The 21,503-nt window shown below is 43.3% G+C and carries 17 protein-coding genes and 1 pseudogene; 12 read left to right on the top strand and 6 right to left on the bottom strand.

What is annotated here, in order from left to right; all coding sequences use genetic code 11:
- The first annotated feature begins 14 nt into the window (after nucleotides 1-14).
- From MKX98_RS16640 to MKX98_RS16630, 3 genes are read left to right on the top strand one after another with little or no spacing between them, the layout of a single operon-like run.
- Nucleotides 15-962, top strand: coding sequence for a hypothetical protein (locus tag MKX98_RS16640; RefSeq protein WP_339224222.1), 948 nt, complete (start codon nucleotides 15-17; stop codon nucleotides 960-962).
- Nucleotides 963-1,280 carry a thioredoxin family protein gene (locus MKX98_RS16635; protein WP_339224220.1) on the top strand — a complete coding sequence of 106 codons (318 nt, stop codon included), beginning with the start codon at nucleotides 963-965 and terminating at the stop codon, nucleotides 1,278-1,280. It begins immediately after the preceding gene.
- Between the two features lie 25 nt (nucleotides 1,281-1,305).
- Complete coding sequence (locus MKX98_RS16630; protein ID WP_339224218.1) at nucleotides 1,306-4,227, top strand: insulinase family protein; 2,922 nt, start codon at nucleotides 1,306-1,308, stop codon at nucleotides 4,225-4,227.
- A gap of 68 nt (nucleotides 4,228-4,295) precedes the next feature.
- On the opposite strand, the gene MKX98_RS16625 is transcribed toward MKX98_RS16630, so the two are convergent.
- Nucleotides 4,296-5,006 (bottom strand): helix-turn-helix transcriptional regulator, encoded by a 711-nt coding sequence (locus tag MKX98_RS16625; RefSeq protein WP_339224216.1) that lies wholly within the window; start codon nucleotides 5,004-5,006, stop codon nucleotides 4,296-4,298.
- 236 nt (nucleotides 5,007-5,242) lie between these two features.
- Between MKX98_RS16625 and MKX98_RS16620 the strand changes: the two genes are divergently transcribed.
- Nucleotides 5,243-6,460 (top strand): MalY/PatB family protein, encoded by a 1,218-nt coding sequence (locus MKX98_RS16620; RefSeq protein WP_339224214.1) that lies wholly within the window; start codon nucleotides 5,243-5,245, stop codon nucleotides 6,458-6,460.
- A 148-nt stretch (nucleotides 6,461-6,608) separates the two neighbouring features.
- On the opposite strand, the gene MKX98_RS16615 is transcribed toward MKX98_RS16620, so the two are convergent.
- Nucleotides 6,609-7,436, bottom strand: coding sequence for a MerR family transcriptional regulator (locus tag MKX98_RS16615; protein WP_339224212.1), 828 nt, complete (start codon nucleotides 7,434-7,436; stop codon nucleotides 6,609-6,611).
- A gap of 132 nt (nucleotides 7,437-7,568) precedes the next feature.
- Between MKX98_RS16615 and MKX98_RS16610 the strand changes: the two genes are divergently transcribed.
- Nucleotides 7,569-9,311: an ABC transporter ATP-binding protein gene (locus MKX98_RS16610; protein ID WP_339224210.1), complete on the top strand. Its 1,743-nt coding sequence runs from the start codon at nucleotides 7,569-7,571 to the stop codon at nucleotides 9,309-9,311.
- Nucleotides 9,298-11,115, top strand: coding sequence for an ABC transporter ATP-binding protein (locus tag MKX98_RS16605; protein ID WP_339224209.1), 1,818 nt, complete (start codon nucleotides 9,298-9,300; stop codon nucleotides 11,113-11,115). The genes MKX98_RS16610 and MKX98_RS16605 overlap by 14 nt, the downstream gene beginning before the upstream one ends.
- A gap of 276 nt (nucleotides 11,116-11,391) precedes the next feature.
- On the opposite strand, the gene MKX98_RS16600 is transcribed toward MKX98_RS16605, so the two are convergent.
- Together MKX98_RS16600 and MKX98_RS16595 are read right to left on the bottom strand one after the other, a co-directional pair.
- Entirely contained in the window at nucleotides 11,392-11,940 is a 549-nt protein-coding gene (locus MKX98_RS16600) for a GNAT family N-acetyltransferase (protein WP_339224208.1), read from the bottom strand.
- Between the two features lie 79 nt (nucleotides 11,941-12,019).
- Nucleotides 12,020-12,772, bottom strand: coding sequence for a TVP38/TMEM64 family protein (locus MKX98_RS16595; RefSeq protein ID WP_339224206.1), 753 nt, complete (start codon nucleotides 12,770-12,772; stop codon nucleotides 12,020-12,022).
- Between the two features lie 158 nt (nucleotides 12,773-12,930).
- On the opposite strand from MKX98_RS16595, the gene MKX98_RS16590 reads away from it, so the two are divergent.
- From MKX98_RS16590 to MKX98_RS16575, 4 genes are all read left to right on the top strand, one after another.
- Nucleotides 12,931-13,623 (top strand): response regulator transcription factor, encoded by a 693-nt coding sequence (locus MKX98_RS16590; RefSeq protein WP_339224204.1) that lies wholly within the window; start codon nucleotides 12,931-12,933, stop codon nucleotides 13,621-13,623.
- A gap of 7 nt (nucleotides 13,624-13,630) precedes the next feature.
- Entirely contained in the window at nucleotides 13,631-14,959 is a 1,329-nt protein-coding gene (locus MKX98_RS16585) for a HAMP domain-containing sensor histidine kinase (RefSeq protein ID WP_339224202.1), read from the top strand.
- A gap of 275 nt (nucleotides 14,960-15,234) precedes the next feature.
- A complete protein-coding gene (pssA, locus tag MKX98_RS16580) occupies nucleotides 15,235-15,756 on the top strand; it encodes a CDP-diacylglycerol--serine O-phosphatidyltransferase (RefSeq protein ID WP_339224200.1) in 522 nt (173 codons plus the stop codon).
- 12 nt (nucleotides 15,757-15,768) lie between these two features.
- Nucleotides 15,769-16,026 carry a hypothetical protein gene (locus MKX98_RS16575; RefSeq protein ID WP_339224198.1) on the top strand — a complete coding sequence of 86 codons (258 nt, stop codon included), beginning with the start codon at nucleotides 15,769-15,771 and terminating at the stop codon, nucleotides 16,024-16,026.
- Between the two features lie 333 nt (nucleotides 16,027-16,359).
- Here MKX98_RS16575 and MKX98_RS16570 read toward each other — a convergent pair.
- Both MKX98_RS16570 and MKX98_RS16565 read right to left on the bottom strand, forming a co-directional pair.
- Nucleotides 16,360-17,718: pseudogene (locus MKX98_RS16570) on the bottom strand (IS1182 family transposase).
- A 592-nt stretch (nucleotides 17,719-18,310) separates the two neighbouring features.
- The gene (locus tag MKX98_RS16565; RefSeq protein ID WP_260068920.1) at nucleotides 18,311-19,099 is read right to left on the bottom strand and encodes an AraC family transcriptional regulator; all 789 of its coding nucleotides are present in this window, start codon (nucleotides 19,097-19,099) and stop codon (nucleotides 18,311-18,313) included.
- Between the two features lie 111 nt (nucleotides 19,100-19,210).
- Between MKX98_RS16565 and MKX98_RS16560 the strand changes: the two genes are divergently transcribed.
- Nucleotides 19,211-20,356, top strand: coding sequence for a DUF2264 domain-containing protein (locus tag MKX98_RS16560; protein WP_194544794.1), 1,146 nt, complete (start codon nucleotides 19,211-19,213; stop codon nucleotides 20,354-20,356).
- Nucleotides 20,357-20,386: 30 nt separating this feature from the next.
- Nucleotides 20,387-21,502, top strand: coding sequence for a glycoside hydrolase family 88 protein (locus MKX98_RS16555; protein ID WP_339224193.1), 1,116 nt, complete (start codon nucleotides 20,387-20,389; stop codon nucleotides 21,500-21,502).
- The last annotated feature ends 1 nt before the right edge of the window (nucleotide 21,503 follow it).

The raw sequence follows: 21,503 nt of genomic DNA, 5'->3' as shown, positions 1-21,503 counted from the left end.
AAAGGGAGAATTACATGTTACAACAAAAACTCAAATCATCGATTATTAATGAGCCGGATTTTCGACAAATGGACGTGAATCCGAATTGGCTTCAATACTCGATTGATCAACATGCCATAGAAGAAGAACTGCAAAGAATCCAAAAGAAACACAGACAATTGGTTGAAGTGGAGGATGTCCGGAATGGAGATAGCGTTACGTTAAATCTGACCAGCGAAGAGAAGAAATATAATCGGGAAAATTTGACGATTAGCATTGGTTTAGGATTATTCAGTAAAGAATTAGAGGAGCAATTGATTGGAAGTAGAAGTCAAGAAGCCGTTGATTTGCATGTCCAAGGTCACAAGGTCCATGTTCAAATTGTCAGCATTGTCCGGAGCGTTATTCCACCGTGGACAGATGTTATGGCTGCTGAAGAACGGATTGACGGTGTTTCTACGTTGGAAGAATTGAAAGCCCATCTTAAGGAACAAATGCGAGACAACATAGTCGCGGCGAATATGTTCTACCTCATCAAAAGTGTAAACCGGCAAATGGCCGATAAGGGAAAATACAACCTTATTCAAGAGGATCTGGATCTACTCATCGATATGGAGCTGGAGCGAGTTCGACTTATGGCTCAAAGTGACGGTCTGGTGCTTGAAGAAATGACCGAAGAGCAGTTTCAGGGGCGTATACCGGTGAAGTCATATGAAGAGTTTTTGAATATGATTATTTCATTGAATCAAACGAAATTACCGGTTCTCTTAATTGCCATGAAACATGCCGAAGAAGATCATTTCACACCGACAGCTGAAGGTTATAAAGAGTATATTGCAAATATGGTTGAATCATTCCCGGGACTCGATATTGAGGAAGTCAGACAGCGCCTTGATTTCGACAACTATGCAAGCCAGGAGTACTTAGAATACTTTAATGAGAAAATTAGAACTTATTATACAACCCAATTACAGGAGGTTTAAATGATGGCCATTCACACCGCTACATCAGATAACTATGACGAATTGGTTAAAGCAGGATTTGTCATTGTTGATTTTTATACGGAGACCTGCGCCCCTTGCAAGACATTCTCCAAAATCTTGGATTCCATTGAATTTGAGCTCCCATTCGTAAACATCGTGAAAGTAAATGCGACGCAATATCCTGAACTGGGCGATAGAAATCAAATCATGGCCACTCCAACTACTTTCTTCTATAAAGATGGGGAGCTGCTTGAACGCCATGTCGGTGTCATTCCAACCGATCAATTGAAAGAAAAAATCGGATCATACATGTACTAAATTTTTCTGGATTAGCGGAGGTATTATGCAAACACTAACGGATTTGAAGTCCTATCGGGTTCTTGAAACTAGAAACATAGAAGAACTGAAATCGGAAGGGATCGTGTTGGAACATCTGAAGACCGGCGCACGTCTGGTTCTGTTATCCAATGAGGACGAAAATAAAGTGTTCAGCATCGGGTTTAGAACGCCTCCCTCGGATAACACCGGTGTTGCCCACATTCTGGAGCATTGCGTATTGTGCGGTTCCCGGAAATTCCCGGCTAAGGATACGTTTTCGCAGCTGCTTAAAGGTTCGCTGAATACATTTCTGAATGCCATGACCTTTGCCGAAAAAACGATCTATCCGGTTGCCAGCCAGAACGACCAAGATTTCCAAAATCTGATGGATATTTATATGGATGCGGTGCTCTATCCGAATATTTATCAGAAAGAGGAAATTTTCCGCCAAGAGGGGTGGAGCTATTACTTGGAGTCGGTCGATGCAGAGCTTCAATATAACGGAGTGGTATATAATGAAATGAAAGGCGAGTTTTCCTCGCCGGAACGCGTGCTGTACAGACAACAATTAAACTCGCTGTTTCCAGATTCCATTTATTCAAAAGAGTACGGCGGTCTTCCGGAAGAGATTCTCCAGTTGAAATACGAGGACTTGCTGGCCTATCATACCCAATATTACCATCCTTCGAACAGCTATATCTTCTTGTACGGGAACATGGATATGGCGGAAAAATTGGAGTGGCTGGACCGGGAATACTTGAGTGCGTTTGAGCGATTGGACATCGATTCGCGAATCGATCGACAACCCGCATTCCGAAAACAGACATACGTGGAGAATGAATATTCGATCAATACGCACGAATCGGAGGAAGACAACGCCTTTCTTAGTTACAATGCCGTTATCGGCACCCATCTGGACAGGGAACTCAGCATCTCGTTCCAAATTCTCCATTATGCGCTCATCGGGGCTCCAGGGGCTCCGTTACGACAAGCACTGCTAAAGACAGGAATCGCGAAGAACATGGTTGGAACCTACATGAACAGTATATTTCAACCCGTATTCAGCATAACGGCTATGCAGAGCAACACGGAGCAATTGTCTGTGTTCATGGATACAATTCATGACACCCTTCGTCAAATCACGACGGAGGGGATGGATCGCGATTTTTTACTTGCAGGCCTAAATACTTACGAATTTAATTATCGTGAAGCTGACTTTGGTCATTTCCCGAAAGGACTTCACTACGGTATCCAAATCATGAATAGCCTGATTCATGAAGGAGACAACCCGTTTATTAGTGTGGAAACCAATCAAATATTTGAACGCTTACGTGCCAGATTGTCTACACGTTATTTCGAAGAACTTATTGAACAGTATCTCCTGAATAACCCGCATTCATCGGTTGTCGTGCTCAAACCGCGAAGAGGACTTGGCCAAATTCAAGAGGAAGCATTGAAAGCCAAAACGCGTGACTACCAACAAAGCTTGAGTGATCATGAAATTCAACGTCTTATCGAGCGGACGGAGGCATTAAAAGAGTATAAAAATACTCCGTCAACGAAAGAGCAGTTGGACAAAATCCCTATGTTGACCAGGGATGAGATCGCAACCCATACAAGTTACATCAACCAGCACGAACATTTCGTGGATAACACATTGGTTCTGCATCAGGAACTGTATACGAACGGGATCGGATACCTGCGAATATTGTTCGACCTGGGGAATATCCCGGAGGAACTGTTGAAATATGCCGGCATTTTGAAACATGCGCTTGGTCATGTGGATACCGAAAATTATGAGTATAGCACGTTGTCCAACCAGGTTGGCATTCATTCCGGAGGGATTTACACCGGCTTAGCCGTATATGCAAGCACGAAACAGGTGGATGCATTCAAGCCTGCCTTTGAGTTTTCGGCGAAAATCTTATACGATAAGCTGGATTTTGCTTTCGATATGATTGAAGAAATGATGCTGCGCTCCAAACTGAACGATTCTGAGCGTTTATACGAGATTATACGGGAAATGAAATCCGATATGCAGATGTATTTCGTGTCTTCAGGCCATATCACCGCTCAGAATCGGGCGCTTTCTTATCATTCCAAGTCAGGTTATTTCCGAGATTTAATTAGTGGAGTTGCCCATTACCAACTGGTAAGTCAACTGGAAACCGATTTTGAGGAGAGCAAAGACTTACTAATCAGCAAATTGCAGGAGCTTTGCAAGGCTATTTTCCGACCTGAGAACATGATGATCAGCTATACTTCAGATGCGGAAGGCTTTACCTTACTGGAATCCCGTGTGCAGCGCATAAAATCGGGTTTGCATGTCGATGCTTCAGCAGAGGATCGAGTAATTGGATTTACACCAGCGCAAAAAAATGAAGGATTGGTGGCTGCAACACAGGTTCAATACGTTGCGCAGTCAAGTAATTTCCTGTCCAAAGGATATGCTTACCATGGAGCGCTAAAAGTGCTTAAGACGATACTGACGTATGAGTATCTGTGGCATGAAATCCGCGTGAAGGGCGGAGCATACGGGACGAACAGCAATTTTCAAAGAAACGGCGACATGACCTTATCGACGTATCGCGATCCGAACCTGAAAGCAAGTTACGATGTGTTTATGAATATACCGAATTTTATCCGTCAGTTCCACGCCGACGAGCAGAATATGACACGTTATATCATTGGATCCATTCGTGAACTGGATGTTCCGAGAAGTCCGGCAGATGCCGGCTATGAAGCGATGGCGCGTTATCTGTGCAGGTTCTCGAATGAGGATGTGCAACGAGAACGGAGTGAAATTTTATCTGCCAGCGCGGAAGAAATCGTGAGCCTGGCTTCCATGGTGGAAGCCATGTTGGAAGACCGATACATTTGCGTAGTAGGGAATGAAGGGAAACTCCAAAGCGACAAAGGTTTGTTCCATGAACTTGTGGACTTATAAAATGGTTTTTGTAAGACGGCCGGGATCGAAGTCATTCGACCCCGGCCTTTTTTCGTGCTGAACCTAACTTAAGTAATCGCAAACATATTGTACATTTTCATTCTCCGTATGTCGTCCCTGGATATTTTGAGTTCATTGATGAGCTCCTGATTTTCGGTTAACGGACATCTGGAGAACAACATTTTGAGAGCGATCGGCATAAACGGGCGAAAAGAAACTCCGGACATCAATCCCCACTTTTGTTCCGATTCAAGGAAAGAGGCCAGAATATTGATCGTCAATTTTTCAAGCGGCGTAGCTTGATTCGTTAAAATAAGGGTGGTCAGTGTGTCATAATGCTCGGTATGGCCCGAATACGAATTTTCGCATTGCCAGTATTGGTCGAAATCCCGAACGTTCATATATAGCATCGTTTTGTAGCCGGCGTCCTGGGTTTGAGGGAAAATATCAACGACGCATCGGATCAGCTTGTTGATTCTGCCATCGTAAAAATAGGAGTAGAAGCGGTTGGAGTTCTTGAAAAAGGTATTGGGCATGTTCTCCAATAATGGCGACGGTTTGATAGGCTCGGAGTATAATAATTGCTCTACCTGTACGTTTAATGCAAGCGCGATGGCATAAAGGGTATCGATATCGAGTGCGATATCTCCGGTTTCATATTTTGAAATGGTGGCTTTGCTTTTGTAAATGATCTTCCCCAGCTCTTCCACGGATATCCCCTTATATTTACGTATGCTTCGGATTTTTTTGCCCACTTCCCGGCTGATTGAAGATGCCACGTGATCTCTCCTTCGGATGTTTCTTACGAATAGACAAAGCGGTGATAACAAGTCAATTTGATTGTGTTTGTCATAATTATAGCATAATTCGAATTAAAAATTTATTATTACGAAACAAATTAAACATCATGTTTCGTTTGACGAGAATATTGCCGTTTTGAGCGGATTACTTTCCATGTGAAATAATACAAAAAAGGAACGCTTGAACATCGTGGAAAGAAGAGAGGATCGACGTCATGAAGTATAATTTTGATGAAATCATTGATCGCAAAAATACGAACTCGATGAATACGGACGGCTTTCGTGAGTACATGTTCAAAGGGAGGGAGAACTTGAGTTTTCCTTACAAGGATGACGAATTGATACGGATGTGGATCGCGGATATGGATTTTGCGACTCCTCCCGAAATTATTGAGGCGATACAGAAAAGGCTTGATCGGCGCATCTTCGGCTATAGCCAAGTATTTGATCCTAATTATTATGCGGCCCTATCGAATTGGACAGAGCGTATGTACGATTGGACGTTCCCCAAGGAACAACTGGTAACCTCTCCAGGCATTATCCCTGCCCTGTATGAGTTGTGTGAGTACATTTGCAAACCGGATGAAAAAGTATTAATTTTAACGCCTTCTTACGCCTTTTTCCAATCCGCTGCGGGATTTAATAACCTGGAATTGGTTTGTTCAAAACTTAAAATTGAAAACGGGCATTATACGATAGACTATGACGATCTTGAAGCCAAAGCGAAGGATCCGAAGGTCACGTTATGCATCTTCTGTAATCCGCATAACCCAACGGGTCGGCTCTGGAAAGAAGAGGAACTGCGGAAAGTCGGCGAAATCTGTCTAAGAAACAAGGTCTGGATCATTTCGGACGAAATCCATTGCGATTTGCTCCGGAGCGGCCTTTCTCATACGCCATTTGCCAAATTGTTTCCGCAATCGGATCGCATTGTTACCTGCATGGCTCCTAGCAAAACGTTTAACATGGCGGGTCTGATGTTCTCTAATGTTATTATTCCTAACCAGGAGCTTCGGGAATTATGGCTTCGTCGTCACTATTCCTTCAAAAATCCGTTGAGCATTGCGGCCACTCAAGCAGCCTATGAGCATGGTCAGCAATGGCATCAGGAATTGTTAAAATATCTGGACGGAAACTTCAAGTTTACGGCTGAGTTTCTACGTAAACACTTGCCTGAAGCTGAATTTACAATCCCTGAGGCCACTTATCTGGCGTGGATCAATATTAGTAAATACATTTCGGGAGAGGAAGACGTAAAGGGCCTTTTCGCTTCCCAAGCAGGTGTGCTTCTGGAGGATGGAAGCATGTTCGTGGATAACGGCCAGGGGTATATCCGTCTTAATCTGGCATGCCCGAGAGCGATTTTGAAGGAGGGGCTGGAGCGAATCGCTGCATTCCTGAACAGCTATTATGCGAATTTGAGATTCAACTAACGGGAAACGATAGCTCTATATAATCAAAGAGGCAGCAAATCCACAGGATTGGCTGCCTAGTTCCAACTAGAGGGCAGGTTAGTACCCATAATGGATTCCCTTGATAGGATGAAGTAGGAAGTTACCTTAAAGCAACTATACAATGAGTTTAGTTTTCATCTACCGGTTCCTCAATATGCACCATTACCCGAACCAGATAATCCTCTGCATGTTGCAACACGATCTCATCCTGCATGTAATCCTCGTAAGCATCCCCCTTAATGACGTACCGTTTCTTCTTGATATATTCAAAGATTTGTGTATAGATCTTATCGGTATCCCCATAATCTGCCCGGGCATAAGACACGAGATAAAATCCCTCCGGCATATATGCCTGTTCATGATGCTCTGTAGTCATGTAGCTGTACATATGAGAAATCATATCTCCATCCTTTCGCAGCAGATCAGCTTTGGGAATGATGACGCCGCCGGGATAACCGAGTGGTGCATGTTCCTTGTTCAAACGCACTCGAAAATCCTCCCAAAGTTCCTCAGGAAACTCCTTTTTGGATGAGTAAATGCGGCGGCTCAGCAGCAACGGGGTTTTGGGTTGCCAGATGACATGCATTTGGCTGGTGTCCAGATGCATGGATTGCTCAATATTTTCTGCACGCTGTATAATCATTTGTTTCGCCTGAGTCAGTTTGGCAATCTGCAGCTGCAGATTTTCCTCCTGTTTACGCAGCAGTTGAAGGGTAGTTTCCGGTGAACGTTCACCGAGATGCTGCTGAATTTCCTCCAGGGACATGCCCAGCTCTTTGAAAATATGAATAACGCCGATCGTTTCAAACTGGCTGTGGCTGTAATAGCGATAACCGTTATCCGCCACATAGGCAGGTTTCAATAGACCGATGCGGTCGTAATAAATGAGGGTTTTACGCGAAAGCTCGGACAGCTTGGAAAAAGCACTAATGGACAACATTTCATTTGGATGCATAAGTACCCCCAGGTCAAAAAAAGTGAATTGACTGTATAGTTACTATACAGTTTATAATAGCATCTGTTCTGATCGCCAGTCTGCTTTTAGATCGCAGATCAGTGTGTTTATTTCTAGATGAGGAGAATGCTTATGGTAAGGAAATTACTGAAAAGTGTACGGGAATATAAAAAAGATACGTGGCTGACGCCTTTGTTTTTACTTGGTGAAGTTGCCATGGAAGTCATTATCCCGCTGTTTATGGCCGAATTAATTGATCAGGGGATCACGGGGGGGCAGATGAATCAGGTGATGAAGTACGGCTTGATTCTGGTGTTGTTTGCCCTTGTGTCTCTGGTCTTTGGGGCGCTGGCGGGTAAGCATTCTGCGATTGCCATGTCGGGGTTTGGTAAAAATTTGCGTTATGACCTGTTCCGTCATGTGCAGCAGCTGTCGTATTCCAATATGGATAAATTCTCAACCTCAGGTATCGTCACCAGGCTGACGACGGATATTACGCATGTGCAAAATGCATTTCTCATGATTATCCGGATTGCCTTTCGCAGTCCGGTGATGATGATTTTTGCGACGATTATGACGTATCGCATCAGCCCGTCCATTGCTTCTTGGTTCATGATTGTTATCCCTGTGCTGGCCATTGGCATGATCATCATCATGAAGTATTCTTTTCCGATTTTTGAGCGAGCCTTTGGCAGTTACGATGATCTGAATAAAGTTGTTCAGGAAAATGTACGCGGCATTCGGGTCGTGAAATCCTATGTGCGAGAAGAGCGTGAGGTATCCAAGTTTCAGGCCGTATCCCAGCGGATATTTGCACAGATGGTTAAGGCAGAACGCATTCTGTCGTACGAACTTCCTCTGATGCAAATTGTGCTGTATGCCGTGATGCTGATCATCTCATGGATTGGCGCCAAACTGGTTGTGGGTGGAAGCATGACTACCGGTGAGCTTACGAGTGTATTCGCGTATTCGATGCAAATTCTAATGAGTTTGATGACCCTGGGCATTGTTGTCATTATGGTTGCCATTGCTCGTGCTTCGGCGGGACGGATTCATGAGCTGTTAAGTGAACAGCCGGACATTACCAGCCCCGAATCGCCAGTTACAGAGCTGCAGAATGGAGAGATTGAATTCCGTAATGTATCCTTCCGTTACTCTAATAAAGCCGAGAATTATGCCCTGTCTGACATTAATCTGCGGATAGCTTCGGGACAGACAATCGGTATTATTGGAGCTGCGGGCAGTGCAAAATCCACCTTGGTACAGCTGATTCCACGTCTGTATGATGCCAGTGAGGGTGAAGTGCTTGTCAGTGGGGTCAATGTGAAGGATTACGATCTAAGTTTGCTTCGCAGCCAGGTTGCGATGGTATTGCAAAAAAATGTCCTGTTTGAAGGCACGATTAAGGAGAACCTGCGTTGGGGCAATGAACATGCGACCGATGAAGAGTTGCTTGAAGCGTGCAAAGCAGCGCAGGCACATGAGTTTATTTCCACGTTTCCGGATGGATATGACACTCATTTGGCACAAGGCGGTACGAACGTTTCGGGAGGTCAGAAGCAGAGACTATGTATTGCCAGAGCTTTGCTCAAAAAACCGAAGATTCTGATTCTGGACGATTCCACCAGCGCTGTAGATACACGGACCGACGCGTTAATCCGCAACGTTTTCAAAGAAAGCATACCGGATACAACCAAAATTATTATTGCCCAGCGTATTGCATCTGTTGAAGATGCGGATCAGATTGTCGTGCTGGATGAAGGCAAAATGGTAGATATCGGAACTCATCAGGAACTGCTGGGCAGAAATACCATTTATCAAGAGGCTTATAATACACAGACGAAAGGCGGTGAAGCACTGGATGGAACACATTAATTATGGTCAGACGATAAAACGTCTGCTAGCCTATTTTAAATATTACAAATTCAGAACAGCATTGGCGCTAACTCTGGTTCTGGTTAGTTCCGCCGTCTCTGTCGCTTCAGCGGCCTTTCTGCGATTGCTGATCGACGACTTTATTACACCGCTACTTGGAAATCAGAATCCAGTGTTTGACGCCTTGTTACAGGCATTAATCATTCTGGCTGTAATCTACGCTGCTGGAGTCATCAGTACATTTGTCTCGAAACGGCTGATGATTACCGTCTCACAGCAGATTATGAAAAGGATTCGTGACCGCTTATTCGATCACATGCAGAAGCTGCCGATTAAATATTTTGACCGTAAAGCCCACGGGGATATTATGAGTCATTACACGAACGATGTGGATACGCTGAACATGATGCTGACGGATGGATTGCCGCAGCTGTTGTCCACCGCGGTGACAGTGGTGGTCGTTCTCGGTACGATGTTATATCTGGATGTGCCGTTAACGATCGTGGTTGTGCTAGGTGCACTCGTCATGCTTTGGATTACCAAAATCGTGGGCACCAAGGCAACCGAGCACTTTTTTCAGCAGCAAGAGTCCATCGGGGTAGTGGATGGATATATCGAAGAGATCATTCATGGACAAAAGGTGGTGCAGGTGTTTGGTCGCGAGCAAAAAGCGATGGAACAATTTGCACATCTGAATGATAAATTGTTTGATAACTCGGCGACAGCCAATAAATATTCCAATATTCTGATGCCGATCAATGCGAATCTGGCCACATTAATCTACGTGCTTGTGGCCATTGCAGGTGGAGCTATGTCCATATCGGGCTGGAACGCCGGTCTGAGTCTGGGAATTATCGCAGCTTTTCTGAGCTTGTCCCGTAATTTCACAATGCCCATTGCCGAGATTTCCTCGCAGGTCAACATGTTTGTCGTAGCTCTTGCAGGGGCTCAGCGGATATTTAACATGATGGATGAACAGCCTGAAGCAGATGAAGGTCGTGTGACCTTGGAGAAAAATCAGGATCAGGCCGGATGGGTCTGGAAACTGGAAGACGGAACAAGCGTTGTTCTGAAAGGAAAAGTGGAGTTTAAGGACGTCAGCTTTACGTATGATGAAAAGAAACAAGTGCTCCAGAATATTACGTTGTATGCCATGCCCGGACAGAAACTCGCGTTCGTAGGTGCAACGGGTGCGGGCAAAACTACCGTATCCAACCTGCTCAATCGTTTCTACGATATTACAGAAGGCGAGATCATCTATGATGGCATTAACATTCAACGTATTCGAAAAGCTGATTTGCGGCGTTCGTTGGGGATTGTCCTGCAGGATACCCATCTGTTCTCGGGTACGGTAGCTGAGAACATTCGATATGGAAGGCTGGAAGCCAGTGACGATGAGGTAATTCAGGCTGCGAAGCTGTCGTATGCGGCGAGTTTTATTGAACGTTTGCCTGACGGGTATGAAACCCGGCTTGACGGCAACGGCAATGGACTGTCACAGGGACAGAGTCAACTGCTGGCGATTGCCAGAGCAGCGATTGCCAATCCGCCCGTCATGATTCTGGATGAAGCAACCTCATCCATCGATACACGAACAGAAGCGCTGGTCCAGAAGGGGATGGATAACCTGATGGAGGGCCGAACCGTGTTTGTGATCGCCCACCGTTTATCTACCGTACGAAATTCCGATGCCATTTTGGTTCTTGAAAAAGGCCACATCAAGGAACGCGGTGATCACGAGCAACTTCTGGCAGCTAAAGGGATTTATTATCAATTGTACACAGGTGCCTTTGAGTGGGATTAACGGACAGATTCAAGTATCAACTCATGCATCAATGCATCAAATTCATCCAACACATCAATGCAACGATAAAGAGGAGTAAGTAACAAAACAAGTGAGACAATAAAGAGCCGTGCATATTTGCATGGCTCTTTATTGTCTGATTCATGTGCACATTTGAGTGCTCTAATTTCTCCACCACTGCCCGTGTAAGAGTATAGGAAGCCATTCAGCGACCAGGAGACGGCAGTTGTCACTAGCGATCGACTGTTTTTTGTTAGAACAGATGTGATGATAAGATCATTTCTGGTTTGCACGTTGCGCGAGCCATTCTTTTTTCAATAATGCATATTGAAATGTATTTTCATATTTAGGTGTTCCGTTCTCATGTTTGGTAAAGGAAATAAACTCTTTGAATAGGCCTTCCTGGCGCATGCCTAATTTCTCACACAGCTTCTGCGAGCGGAAGTTATCATCCTCGACGTACGCATACAATCTTCTGGCCTCTTGCTTCATATAGAGATACTCCATGAAGGCCTTCGCGCTCTCACCTGCATAGCCTTTCCCTTCATATCTGGCATTAAAATTCCACCCGATACTATAAGTATCCGGTTCTTCCTTCATATTAAACAGCTCTCCTATAAGTTTGTTGCTCTCTTTCAGACAGACTGCGATATACTCGTCTGCAATGCTGCGTTTCTCAATCTCTATTACAGCGTCCTCCAATGTCGAGACATTGTGGTCCAGAAAGCAGTTCACTCTTGGATTGGCAGTGTATTCGAATAAATCGGGTGCATCCGTTGCGACAAAATTTCTTAATATCAAGCGGTTTGTTTCAAGTGTTTGCATGAGTAATACCTCCAATGTTGAACTTTAAAGAACAATCGTTTCATATATAAATATATCTACCTTTTTGTGTTAATAAACGCTAATCTTTAGTATTAAGGTTGTGGTTTACCTTGGGTTTGGGTTTGGCGGAATGAGCTCTCCCTTTTGTTTTCTCCACAGCGGAGAACCATTTTATCAATTTATCTTTATAGATATATCCGAGCACAAAACCGATAACAGCAATAACAGATATAATAATCGCTATGCTGTATTGCTGCATTTGAATGGTTGACCCCACAGCGGCAGATGCGATGATCCACGGCAGACGACCAACGATGAGGATCAAGAAAAATCTGAACGAACCCATGGATGTAAGAGCAGCAACAAATACAAGCAAATCTTTCGGTAAACCTGGAATCACGAAAAAGATAAATAGAAAAACTGAAAACTTTTTCTCATCATAAATGAACGTCATCCACTTATACTTTTTCTTTTGGAGTATCTTTGAGATATAATCGCGGCCGATAAACCGAGTGAAATAAAAAGCAATCGCTGAGCCTAATATTAACCCTAGTGTAGTATACAAGGACCCAAGTGTAACCCCGTAAATATAACCGCCTGCAATTTGTACGACTTCTCCTGGAATAGGCGCAACTACTATCTGAAGAATCTGGAATAGTATAAACATAACTGGACCCCAATGATCTGTTGAGCGAATATATGCGCTAAAATGGTCCATGGACGACATAATCTCAATAAGGGCAGGGGAATAATAGATCAGTAAACCAATAGACAATAGGAGGGTTAGACCTAATAGTATGTTTACGACTGTTTTTTTCGAAAGTTGTGGCATAGCTAAAACTCCTTTATACAATGATCTCTACATGTTTGTAGTATAGATTGGACAAATTAAGAGTTACCTACATAACTTCTGAAGAATTCTTAAGTCGACTGTATTTACTGGTAGTTGCACAAAACACTTATTATACTGGTGTTAGATGGGGTGATCAGATGAACAAGCGAATCTTAATTGCTGACGATAACAGTGAAATTCGTGAAATTGTAAGAATTTTATTAGAGAGCGAGAGTTATGAAGTGATTGAAGCGATAGATGGTCAAGATGCGATTGATAAAGTAAATGAAGAGACGGATCTCATTATTTTAGATATGATGATGCCTAATAAATCAGGATTGAAGGCGTGTTTGGAGATTCGTGAAAAAACAAGTGCACCGATTCTGTTCCTTACTGCGAAATCGCAGGATTCTGACAAACAATTGGCCTTCTCTTCAGGCAGTGATGACTTTTTGTCCAAACCTTTTTCTTACACAGAACTCGTTTCGAGAGTGAAGGCTTTACTGCGGAGGTATTATGTCTATCGTGGCAAAGAGAAGACTGAGGAAACGGAGCATATTATCATTAAAGATCTTACGATTCACCAGGATGCAAAAACTGTATTTGTTGGGGAGAAGGAACTCGCTTTGACTGAAATTGAATACCAGATTTTGCTGCTGTTGGCTAAGAAACGACGTAAGGTGTTTTCGGCTGAAAACATATATGAAAGTGTCTGGGGGCAACCTTACTTTTATACCTGTAATAACACGGTCATGGTCCATATTCGTAATTTGAGAAGCAAACTCGAAGATGACCCACAAAACCCTAAATATGTAAAGACAGTTTGGGGGAAGGGGTACAAAATTGAATAGATTACTAATGGGGAAAAAGCTGAAGGTTAAGCTGATTCTTGCCGTATTAATTTCTTTAGTTATTTCTATAAGTGTATTCGTCATTTTACAAGTCTTAGGCGAGACTGTGTTAAATAATTATTTAAGCAAATCCGCTTATGTGGAAAATAGGCAGCAAGACGCGCTTAAACAATTCGAAGAGTTCGTGAATAGTCAAAACGTGTCTACTCGTGATTATGAGCAATTATCTGCATGGATAAGTCATGAACGATACTTGAATCTGTATATTTTTGCAAAAGAAAAATTGATTTTCTCCTCAAATACAGAGGTTGATCCTGCTATTAACGAAGAGCTATTAACTCAATTTGTGCCTTCGGAAATACCCATCACCACCATCCATTTTGCAGATCAGGATGCCCAGATCTACTTGGTAGGCTTCTATGAGTATCAATACTACAATCTCATTTTGGTTATCAGTGTTTTCATAGCAGCCGCTACCTTCATTGTTTCCTTTTTACTGATAATTAATAAGAAGACATCTTATATTGGCGTGCTTGAACAAGAGATCAAGATACTTGAAGGTGGAAATTTGGATTATTCCATTACGATATCTGGAAAAGATGAACTATCATCGTTGGCACAGAGTATTGATGAGATGAGGAAATCATTTGTTGAGCGACTCGGCAGTGAGGAAAGGGTGAGGATGGCTAATCGTGAATTAATCACGGCAATATCACATGATTTGCGTACTCCACTCACCATTCTTTTAGGCTATATGGATATCATAGAGCTGAACAAGTATAAGACCCATGAGGATTTGCTGCAGTATATCCATAATAGCCGGGAGAAGGCCTATCAAATCAAAGCACTATCGGACAAACTATTCGAATATTTCACGGTATCCTCTGCCGCTGAAGAAGAGGAAGTGGAATTTGAAATTTATGAGGGCAGAGCGCTTATCGATCAACTCATTGATGAGCAACTGGTGGTTTTGGAAAATGTAGATGTTCAAGTTCAGGCGGATCCAAACCATGAGAAATTTTTGCTGGAAATCAATTTGGTCGCTATACGCCGTGTATTCGATAACATATTTTCAAATATTCGAAAGTATGCAGATCCAACGCATCCCGTTCGTATTCAGATTTCTTTGAAACAACAATGGGTCGAACTTGGGGTCGAGAATAAGATTTTACGTGAGGCTGAAAAGGAAGATAGCAACAAAATTGGACTCGTTAGTTGCCAGAAAATAATACAGCAGCACAACGGGACATTGGCCGTATCGGTACGTAAAGATACTTTTTCACTTCAGATTACGTTACCTGTCATTTTAAATAAAACAGTACAGGCTTTTGAATGATATTTTGGCCTCCAACTAGTCAAAGAAACCAAGATGCACGCAAAAAAAGTCGCTATTAGCGGCTTTTTTAGTTTTACCATTACTAAATTAGTTACCCATAAATTGCAGTATACTATGCGACTTAAGAATTCTTAAGATATATGTACCCCCCATCTTAAGAAATCTCACTTAATCTTATAAATCATAAGCAAACAGGAGAGGGTAGAGTACAGAGCAAAAAACAACAATTTAACAATATGAATAATACTGAAATTCAATATTAGTGAGGAGAAAATATGTTAATAAAGAATATTCCCAATTTGCTTACCTTTGTAAATTTGTCTTTCGGAGTACTTTCAATTGTCGAGGTATTTAATCAAAATTACTTCGCAAGTGCAATGTATATCATTATTGCAGCATTTATAGATAGATACGATGGAAGAATCGCTAGACGATTAGATGTTTGCAGTGAATTCGGAAAAGAACTGGATTCCTTAGCCGATTTGGTTTCCTTTGGTATTGCTCCAGCACTGCTTGTTTATGTTAAATTCAATTTTGCTGATCTTGGCTTGATGAAGCTTGTGAGTATAGTTGCTCTATTGTTCTATATCATTAGTGGTTCGTATAGGTTAGCGCTTTTTAATATAAAAAAATTTGAAGGTACCTTCAGTGGAATTCCAATAACCGTGGCAGGTTTGATTCTCTCCACATGCTCGGTGATCGCTCCAAGCACGAATAGTTTATCACTTATATCCGTAATTACATTGCTAACTCTATCCTATTTAATGGTATCAAATATAAAATTCAAAAAAATATAATAAGGAGTAATTATGAGTAATCCACATTATTATACAAATAATCAAGACTGTGATAAACCTTTAAATAAAACTGGCTTACTCTATTTAGCGAAGCTTTTATTTTCAACTGGAGTTCCTAAGCTGGTTCTATGTATAGCCCTTATTTTAAGTATTGTCAGCTCTTTATCTGGATTAATTGTTCCGTTAGTTACGGGAAATATGATTGATCCATTTCGTTTGGAATTATTGAGTGGAATAAGGATTATACAGCTTATTCTAATCTTTATTTAGCAAGCTGTATCGAGTGGGGTTTCATACTATCTGTTAGCTTATGTTAGAAATAACATGGTCAATGAAGTTCGTAAGCAGTTTTGGGGAAAGATGCTTTAGCTGCCAATGCGTTTTTTTAATCGCTATCGCTCTGCAGATCTCATGAAACCACTTGATCCCAAGCGTTATCCATCGCTGGCAGCGATGAGATCGGGGGTTCATTCCCCCTAGGCTCCATACGAAGAAAAACCCTTGAGAATTCAAGGGTTCAGATTGTCGAGAAACCCTGCATTTTTTCAAAGTACAGGGTTTCTCCCTTTTTAAGTGGTCACTTCAAGAGGGGAAATGGGGGGATTACCCCCTGTTTTCCAGGCGATCCAAGTGGATCGCCATCTTCTTCATATTCTGCAAGGTTGCTGTCATCAGAGCTTGTTCCCTGACGTTTTGCAACCCGCGCAACCGGCAATAGCGAAACCCATGGAGCTCTTTGGCATCCGCGAAGCTTCGCTCAATCGTTTCTTTTCGTTTTCGGTATAAATACTTGCCGGATCGGCTGAGCCGGTTGTTTCGCACCCATTCCTTGCTGTCCTCCCAGACATGGCGCATGACGATCTTGCGGTGATTCCGTGAACGGGTACATTGCTCCAGCTTCGGGCAAGTCTTGCAGTGCCTCGGATCCGAGGCATATTGCCGGTATCCTTCTCGATTCGTGGTGCGATACAACAATTCATGCTGGAGCGTACAAATATAACGGTTACGCTCGGCATCATAGGTAAACTTCCACTTCGGAAACAAGCCTTGGGTCGGATGAAATCTCCGGTGAGCAATCACGCCAAAGATCCCCCGTTCCTGCAATCCTTTGCAGATGGGGGTTGTTAAATAGCCTGAATCCAGGGGCAACGGCTTCAACTTCAAAACCAAATCGCTCTCGTTGGCGATTCAAACGCGACAAATACGGTACAGAATCATGAACGTTTCCCGGCGTGACGTGGACATCGGTAATCAGATTGTACTTCAAATCAACGGTCCGGTGATCTAAATAAAGGAATCCTTCCGGTTTGCCATCGCGAATCATATAACCGCTATCCGGGTCGGTTTTACTCACTTTGATTTCTTTCTTCTCGACCACATCCTCTCTGGATTTTAAAGCTTTTTTCCATGCGCCTTCCGGTCGGCTTCTACCGCACCGTTGAGTTCGTCCATGTAATCTCGTGTGTTATGTAAAACCTGCTGCTTGGTGTACTGGTGCTTGTTCGCATTGGCCTTCACATGCGTGGAATCCGAAACCAGGACTCGTCCGCCGACCATGCGATGCTGGATTGCCTGCAGCACAATCTCATCGAAGATATCTTGAAAGATATTAGTGTCTTTGAAACGAGTCCGTCAGTTCCAGCTAATGGTGGTATGGTCCGGAACTTTGTCTGTCAATCCCAAACCAAGAAACCAACGGTATGCCAGATTCGTCTGAATTTCGCGTTCCAGTTGACCTGAACGGATGCCGTAAAAATAACCGAGGAAAATCATCTTAAATAACACGACAGGATCGATGGCTGGTCGCCCATTATCAGCACAGTAAAGCGGACGGACCTTTTCGTCGATGAAAGAGAAATCGATATACTTGTCCACTTTACGGAGCAGATGATCTTGAGGAACCAATTCTTCAATCGAAACAAACTCGTAAGCCTGCTGTTTTTCTCGGTTAGAACGCAACATATTTAACACCCTTCCGAACGGTTTACTTACTAATTTTATATAATATTAACGCGGTGTCGTGTTGAATTAAATACACAAAAAAATAGCTGTCGAGACTTTCTCGACAGCCTGGAAAGCCGCATTATATGCGGCTTTTTTTAAAGTGAATTCAAGTAACGCTAACAGGTGACACCTATAAAAGCAGGGTTCTCAGCAAAATAAGCTACTTAACAGGAGGAGACGACAATGCTTGATGTAATCTTCCGAATATCGAAATGCCAATCAACTACAAGAAGGTACCGTTTTAGTTGTTGGTGCTGCTTTTCATTTGCTCTAAATTGCTCTCAGGCATCTGCGAATTTGTGGCTAATAAACTGCGGTCCGTTGTCGGTACGGATGACGGGCTTCTCGGCCTCAAACAACTGGCATTACATTAGCGCCTCCTGCGTGATTTGGACAAGATCCTTGGCCTCACAAGACAAGCCGATATGATACGTGACAGTGGCTCGGTCAAACATATCGAGCCCTGCACATACTTGGCACCAAGCAAATCGTATATTGCAAACGATGTGTCAGGGCCGGTACGCCAGGCCCAGTTACAGAGTCTGAGAATCTACTTGACAGGGACATCTCTAAATCGATATTGCCTTGGTGTAATGCCAACAAACTTTTTGAATTGGCGCATGAAGTGAGTGTCATTTTCGTAACCACAGGTACTAGCAATTTGATTTATTGACATCTCGCTGTGATCTAAAAGATATTTGGCGTGCTCTAGCCTCCCGTTAATCATATCGGTCATTACAGAGCAACCAAATAACTGCTTGTAGATATGTTGGAAATAAGATTTACTCAAACTTAAACGTGCAGCCAGTTCAGTTACAGAAACGTTCTGGTGAGGAGAGCGATAGAGTTCATTACGTAATTCGTTAAATCGGATGTAATAATGATTCAGTTGATGAGGAGCCGTTCGTTCCCGCAAATCACTTAATTTCATGAAAAAGGACCGAAGATCGCAGTCTATGATACGCTCACGCAACGTTCCGTTAAGCCGGTTCACATTCTGTAGTTCCTTGATGGACCTGGAAATCAGTAGCGGATCAGATGCTTCAATTGGAGTGTCCAGAGGGAAGTTTAGTTCTGTAAGAAATTCATTCATATTTTCGCCATAACAATGAAACCAGTCATTAATGAAAGGGCTCTTTATTTCGCAGTAAGCATGGGGAGTCTCGGGTTGAAAAAAGACAAAAGTATTCTTTTCGACGATCATCGTTTGCCCATTCAACTTCAACTCTGCATTGCTATTAAAGAATACAAAAGTGTAATGACCAGAACCTTTCGGACGATTTCTAATAATTCCTTCATGGTGGATGGTATGAAAACCGCATGAAATTAATTTCAGCATCCGTTCACGCTCCCAGCACAATAGGTCAGTTTTTGATGATTATAGTTTATTGTGGGGGATTATACAACGACCTATACTAATATAAACTACATCTTGATGAAAGGGGAACACATGGGGGACGATAGGAAGTATTGGGTGGATACCTTAGTTCGAATTACGCAGCCTGTTCTACATTCATTATCGGAACGTCGGATGGTGTTGGATATGCCTATCGAAGCGAGAGAAGGTGATCGGTCCAATTACACATACTTGGAAGCATTAGGACGTACCTTAGCCGGAATGGCACCATGGCTCGAACGTGGAACACGTTCTGGAGAGGAAGGAGAAATTCGATCTAACATGGCCGTTATGGCGAGGCAAGCCATCGAGGCGGCTACGGATCCAACTTCCCCGGATTATATGAATTTCACAAAAGGTGGACAGCCTTTAGTTGACGCAGCCTTCCTTGCCAACGCCGTTCTCCGTGCTCCAAACGAACTGTATGCAGTGCTTGATGATAAAGTGAAAGCAAATCTGATTTCAGCTTTGAGATCTACGCGTGTGATCCGTCCGGTTTTTAGCAATTGGCTCTTATTTAGTGCCATGATTGAAGCCGCTCTGTTCCGAATGGGCGTAGAAGATTGGGATCGTATGCGTGTAGATTATGCTTTAAGACAACATCAGCAATGGTACAAAGGGGACGGTATGTACGGAGATGGGCCTTCGTTCCACTGGGATTATTACAACAGCTTTGTCATTCAACCCATGTTGGTCGATATATTGGATGCAATAGGAGATCAATTTGAAGATTGGGCTGCACTACAAGTCAAGGTGTTGAAAAGAGCAGTACGTTATGCAGCCATTTTGGAACGGTTAATATCACCTGAAGGGACCTTCCCGCCACTGGGCAGATCACTTGCTTATCGTTTCGGGGCATTCCAGCATCTGTCTTTAATGTCTCTTAGGGAGGAGCTCCCGGAAGGACTGTTACCAGCTCAAGTCCGTTGCGCACTTACGGCCGTCATCAGGAAGCAGATTCAGATGCCGGGTACATTCGATGATTCCGGCTGGCTTCGCATTGGCTTTGCCGGCAGTCAACCTGAAATTGGAGAAGGGTATATTTCGACAGGCAGTTTATATCTGTGTACGACGGTATTTCTAGCGTTGGGGCTATCACCGGAAGCTGAATTCTGGCAAGGAGAGGCAGAGTGGACTGCGCTGAAAGCATGGTCTGGTGGAACAATTCAAATAGATAAAGCAATCTCGGGAGAAATGTAGGCGTTTACAATAGGAGGGGAGAGATTAAGGATGACGGTCGAATCAAATTGGGTGCAAGAAGCATGGAATCAAACGAAGGCAAAAGTGAAGCATGTTCATCAGCGTATCGGAGATGGATTCCCACATGCAAGTCAAAATGGAGAATACCGATTGGAACCAGCCTCCTGGTGGACTGCTGGCTTCTGGCCTGGATTGCTGTGGCTTATTTATCAGGATACGCAAGATGAGGATTTGAAAGCATCCGCAGAATCATGCGAACGCCAGCTGGATGTATTATTAACCGATTCGAATAAAATAGATCACGATATTGGTTTCATGTGGACTTTAACAAGCGTAGCAAGATATAAAATTTTAGGATCAGATGATTCGAAACGAAGGGCTTTACTTGCCGCCAACCTTCTCGCTGCGCGTTTTAACGTCCAAGGGAAATTCATCCGTGCGTGGAATGGTAAAGATGTTGCAGGTTGGGCCATTATCGACTGTCTGATGAATCTGCCACTGCTGTATTGGGCGTCAAACACAACACGAGATCCGCGATACAAGCACGTCGCAACCAATCATGCGGATACCGTGTTAAAGCATTTTTATCGGACTGATGGATCGGTTGCCCATATTGTATCTTTTGACCCTGAAACCGGAGAAAAGCTTGAAGTGAAGGGAGGACAAGGCTACTCACCTGAATCAGCATGGTCACGTGGAGCAGCATGGGCGATCTATGGAATGAGCCTGAGCTACCATTACACAGGCAACCAACAATACTTGAATGGCGCCAAAAAAACAGCTCAATTTTTCTTAGCCAATCTACCACAAGATTATGTTCCTGTTTGGGATTTCCGTTCGTCTGAAGAGGGCCGTACGGTCCGTGACTCATCGGCTGGAGCCTGCGCAGCTTGTGGGCTTCTGCTTTTAGCAGAACAGGTTGACGGAGATGAGGCAAGGATCTATAGGGAAAGCGCGAAAAAAATACTGCATTCATTGTATACAAATTATGGAGCCTGGGAATCGAAAACGGAGGAAGGTCTTATTTTACATGGAACGAGTCATTACCCCGAAAAACAAAATGTCGATGTCCCATTGATTTACGGAGATTATTACTTTACGGAAGGAATCTCCTTATTGATGGGTAACCGAGATCGCTTCTGGTAAA

Source organism: Paenibacillus sp. FSL W7-1332, from assembly GCF_037969785.1.
Taxonomy (GTDB): Bacteria; Bacillota; Bacilli; order Paenibacillales; family Paenibacillaceae; genus Paenibacillus_AQ.
This window is presented reverse-complemented; position numbering and strand designations above follow the sequence as displayed.